At 50.2% G+C, this 3,770-nt stretch carries 2 protein-coding genes and 1 pseudogene; 2 read left to right on the forward strand and 1 reads right to left on the reverse strand.

Translation table 11 applies throughout. The features are described 5' to 3' along the window. The first annotated feature begins 61 nt into the window (after positions 1-61). Positions 62-190: a hypothetical protein gene (locus O9332_RS04755; protein WP_288023956.1), complete on the forward strand. Its 129-nt coding sequence runs from the start codon at positions 62-64 to the stop codon at positions 188-190. 248 nt (positions 191-438) lie between these two features. After that, positions 439-3,105: a beta strand repeat-containing protein gene (locus O9332_RS04760; RefSeq protein ID WP_288023954.1), complete on the forward strand. Its 2,667-nt coding sequence runs from the start codon at positions 439-441 to the stop codon at positions 3,103-3,105. A 308-nt stretch (positions 3,106-3,413) separates the two neighbouring features. Here the strand turns inward: O9332_RS04760 and O9332_RS04765 are convergent. Next, a pseudogene (locus O9332_RS04765) lies at positions 3,414-3,770 on the reverse strand (Rpn family recombination-promoting nuclease/putative transposase); the annotation flags it as partial.

The raw sequence follows: 3,770 nt of genomic DNA on the forward strand, positions 1-3,770 counted from the left end.
CTGGGAGTGAGCGGGGGGAAAATTCAGGTACTTTTTCCCTGAAAATTAGGTAATTGACCAGATGAAAATCGGTAAAACCCTACACCCCACACCCCACACCCCACACCCTGCCCCCACGAAAAACTTTTTCAGCAAACCCTACTTAAGAGGGCTTTTCCTACCCCCAGTTTTTCCTGCGGGAAAAACTTAGGGTCAAGCCACCATTCAGACTGTCCAAGGAATAACTTTTTTATGTCCACAGGATTTCTACTTGCCCAAACCAGAAAAATTTGTTATAATTTTATCCGAGTAGCCCTTAGGGTCCCCCGACCTCTAGACGAACTCAAATTATCATAACCGTGAGGAGTTGAGATTAAAAACATGGCAATCAGTCCAGAAGTGTACGCTTCGTTAAATATTCTTTATGCTTCCCAAGCTCCGTCAGCCTCTGACATTAGCTTGTGGCAGACTAACCCTAGCTTGACATCCCTGACCTGGGAAGAAACGGTTCTTGTTTTCGCCACTTCGACCGCAGCCCAAGAAACCTATCCCCTCCTAGCTGCCCCTGGAGCCGCCACCGATGCTACCAGAAAGCAGTACGTTCTAGAGGTCTTTAACAATGCCTACGGCCTACAAGAAGCCGATTTAGATGCCGCCGAGATTGACTACTGGGTTAACTGGCTCAGTCTCACCAATTCCGACGGTAGTCCCGCCGACAGCGATGGCAACGGCATCCCCAATATTCTGGATTTTCCCATCGTCCTTAACCAGTTCCAGCCCCCTGCAATTCAACAGGCCCTGGTCAACCGGGCAGAAGTAGCTCTTGATTTCGCTGCCCAGTTCCAACTGCAAGGTATTACTAGCTTTACCGAGGAATACTACAACACCTCTTGGAGCATCCTCGAAACCGTCACAGCAGAAGAGGCTAGTGTTACTGCGGCCAAAGACCTTAATATTTTGGCGGCCCAGGCGGCGGCTGGTGTGGGCAACAGTGCCATCCTCACCGCAGGTGTGGACATACTCACCGCCAATAGCTTCCTCGCTCCGACGGTCAATAATTTCGGTGAATTTAACGCCACCTTCAACAGTGGTGACAATCTCACCGGTTCCGGCACCAACCCCACCTTGACAGTTCTCAACACCGGTGGAGACACCCTCAATACCGGTCCAGTGCTACCGACGATGAAGGGCATCGAGACCCTCAACGTGGTTAATACGGGCAAAGATGCCTTATTACAGGTATTCGGTGCTAATGTTGTTGGGGTTAAAAATGTTGACCTATCAGATAGCACAAAAGGACTTGATCTCAGCAACTTCCAGACGGCGGTAGAAAAAGTCTCGGTCAATCGTACTGGCCTCACTGCTGACGTACCACTCACTATCACTATTGCGGGTGCCGCTCTAGCGGGTAGTGAAGATACAGTGGCTGTCACCCTCAATCAGGTGGGTAGCTTCAGCCCCGTCACCGGTGCTGCTGCCACTTTCTTAACCTTAGGACTTAGTCCGGTATCGGGTAACAATGGTTACGAAAAGATTTCCATCGAAAGCAAGGGTCTAGCCAACGCTGTGAAGGCACTAACCGCCACTGGCTCGAAGGAAATCACCATCACTGGAGATCAGGATCTCCTCATCGCTGCTGCTCTCCCCAACACCGCCACCAAGCTGGACGCTTCTGCCCTTGAAGGTGATCTGGACGTGACTGCGGGCAACGGTACAGTGGATTTCCTCGGCGGCAAAGGTAATGACACTTTCCGTTTCAAGGCAGGTGAGTTCACTGCCACCGATAAAGTGGACGGTGGCGACGGTGCCAACACTTTAGCAGTAGCGGCGGCAGATGCAGAAACCATTACCGCAGCCGATACCAACATCAAAAATACCCAAAGCCTGACCTTATCTAGTGGAGGCACGGCTAACAAGACTCTCCGGGCTGACCTAATCGGTGATAAGATCACCACGGTGACCCTAGCCGCACCGACTGCGGATAACTACACGATCCGCTTTGCCGCAGGTGCCAACTCGGTTAACGTCTTAAAGAATACATCTGTTGGTTTTACTCTCAACGTACAAGCCAATGGTGGTGGTAACAACGATTCTTTGACCTTCACCATCGACGGCGATGATCCCACTACTCCTTTGCAAACAGAAAAGGCTAACATTGCTGTCGGCAACCTCAACCTGAATAACACCGACACGCCTAACCTCTCGATCGAGCAACTTAAGCTTGTCGTCAATAACTCTGGCGCTGGTACTCATAAAATTGGCGCAATAACCCTTCCTCAGACCCCTGGTGTGGTGGAAACCATCACCATCACTGGTAACTCCAGCCTGACAATCATTGGTGCAGTGACAGCCGAGAAATTGGATGCTTCTGGTCTGACGGAGGCAACCGCTGGAACCACTGGTTTAACCATGACGCAAGTATCTAACCCGGGATCTACTGTGGGAATTAACCTCACCGGCTCCACTTTCGATGATGCTCTGTTTGGTAGTAAGAACAATGACTTCATCAGTGGCGGTACTGGAAAAGACACCATCACTGGTTCTGTTGGTCCTGACCAGATCACATTAGGGGATGGGTTCGATACGGTTATCTTCACCAAGGCTGTGGCTGGAAATGCAGCGTTAAATGTGCAAGCTAGTTACAGCACCGTCACCGATTTCCTCACTGGTGCCACCAAAACTACCACCGACCTCATTACGATTTCAACCGCTGGTGTTAGTGGTGCTACTGCCCCCTTAGAGACCCTTAAGAATACTGCTGTGGCTGCTGGTGATGAGGTGGCGACTATCTCGGTGGCCCAGGGTGCTACGGTTAACCTATCAACCGAGACGGCCAATTTCCTCAGACTCACGGAGACAGGCAATAACACGGCAGGTAACACCGCACAGGAAGGCTTTAATGCCGCTATCGCTGGTGGAGAGATCACTGTTGGTGCGGCTGGTATTGATATTCTCACCTCCTACTACGATTCGGCTAATAGCCAGATGGTATTGGGTGTAGTCAATAGTGGTGGCGATGCGAAGATTAAAGCGACAGATGTTTTCACCGTCATTTCCCGCGTGGAGATGACTGCTGGAGATTACGCTATCTTCGGCAACGCTCAGTTTAACACTTTCATTGCTTAATCCTCTGCCCCTCGGCTAGAAAAAACCTCCCCTTATCGGGGGGGTTTTTGGTTTTTTCTAGTTCTAGGGTTCTACCTTTGCCTCCTGTGAGTAACGCACAGAAAACGGGTTTCTCCGAGAAACCCGTTTTCTACCTTTGCCCCTACTTTTTCAGCTTTTCTGGGGGAAGTAGTAGGGTTAATTCATGAATTAACTCTCATAGTAGGGTTAATTCATGAATTAACCCTACCCTTGATCCCCCCTTAATCCCCCCTTGATAAGGGGGGTGTCGATCCCCCCTTCCCTCCTTGATAAGGGGGGTGATAGCTTCAATTTCCTCGCGACTTTTCTGGGGGAAATCGCTTTAAGAGTTCCTGCTTAGAACACTGTAGGAGTAAAGGGGTAAATTCTTCCGGGGACAGTTGTAAAATCCGGCTGATAATAGCTTGAATTTCTGGGTCTAACTCACCAAAACGGACTCGGAGCAGGTTTTCCACCACCAGACGTTCCCCCTCTTGCAGACCCCGTTCTAGACCCCGTTCTAGACCCCGTTCTAGACCCCGTTCTAGACCCCGTTCTAGACCCCGTTCTTCTCCTTCGGCCAGTGCCTCTTGATAGACTCTCGTTTGTTTTAAATCACTTAGTCCAAACATAGCTTCAATTTCCTTGCGACTTTTCTGGGGGAA

Source organism: Microcystis sp. LE19-10.1B (assembly GCF_027530565.1).
Lineage (GTDB): Bacteria > Cyanobacteriota > Cyanobacteriia > Cyanobacteriales > Microcystaceae > Microcystis > Microcystis aeruginosa.

Excerpts from the sequence above, each read along its gene's own strand:
- O9332_RS04755 (WP_288023956.1), top strand. The coding sequence starts at position 62 with ATGAAAATCGGTAAAACCCTACACCCCACACCCCACACCCCACACCCT.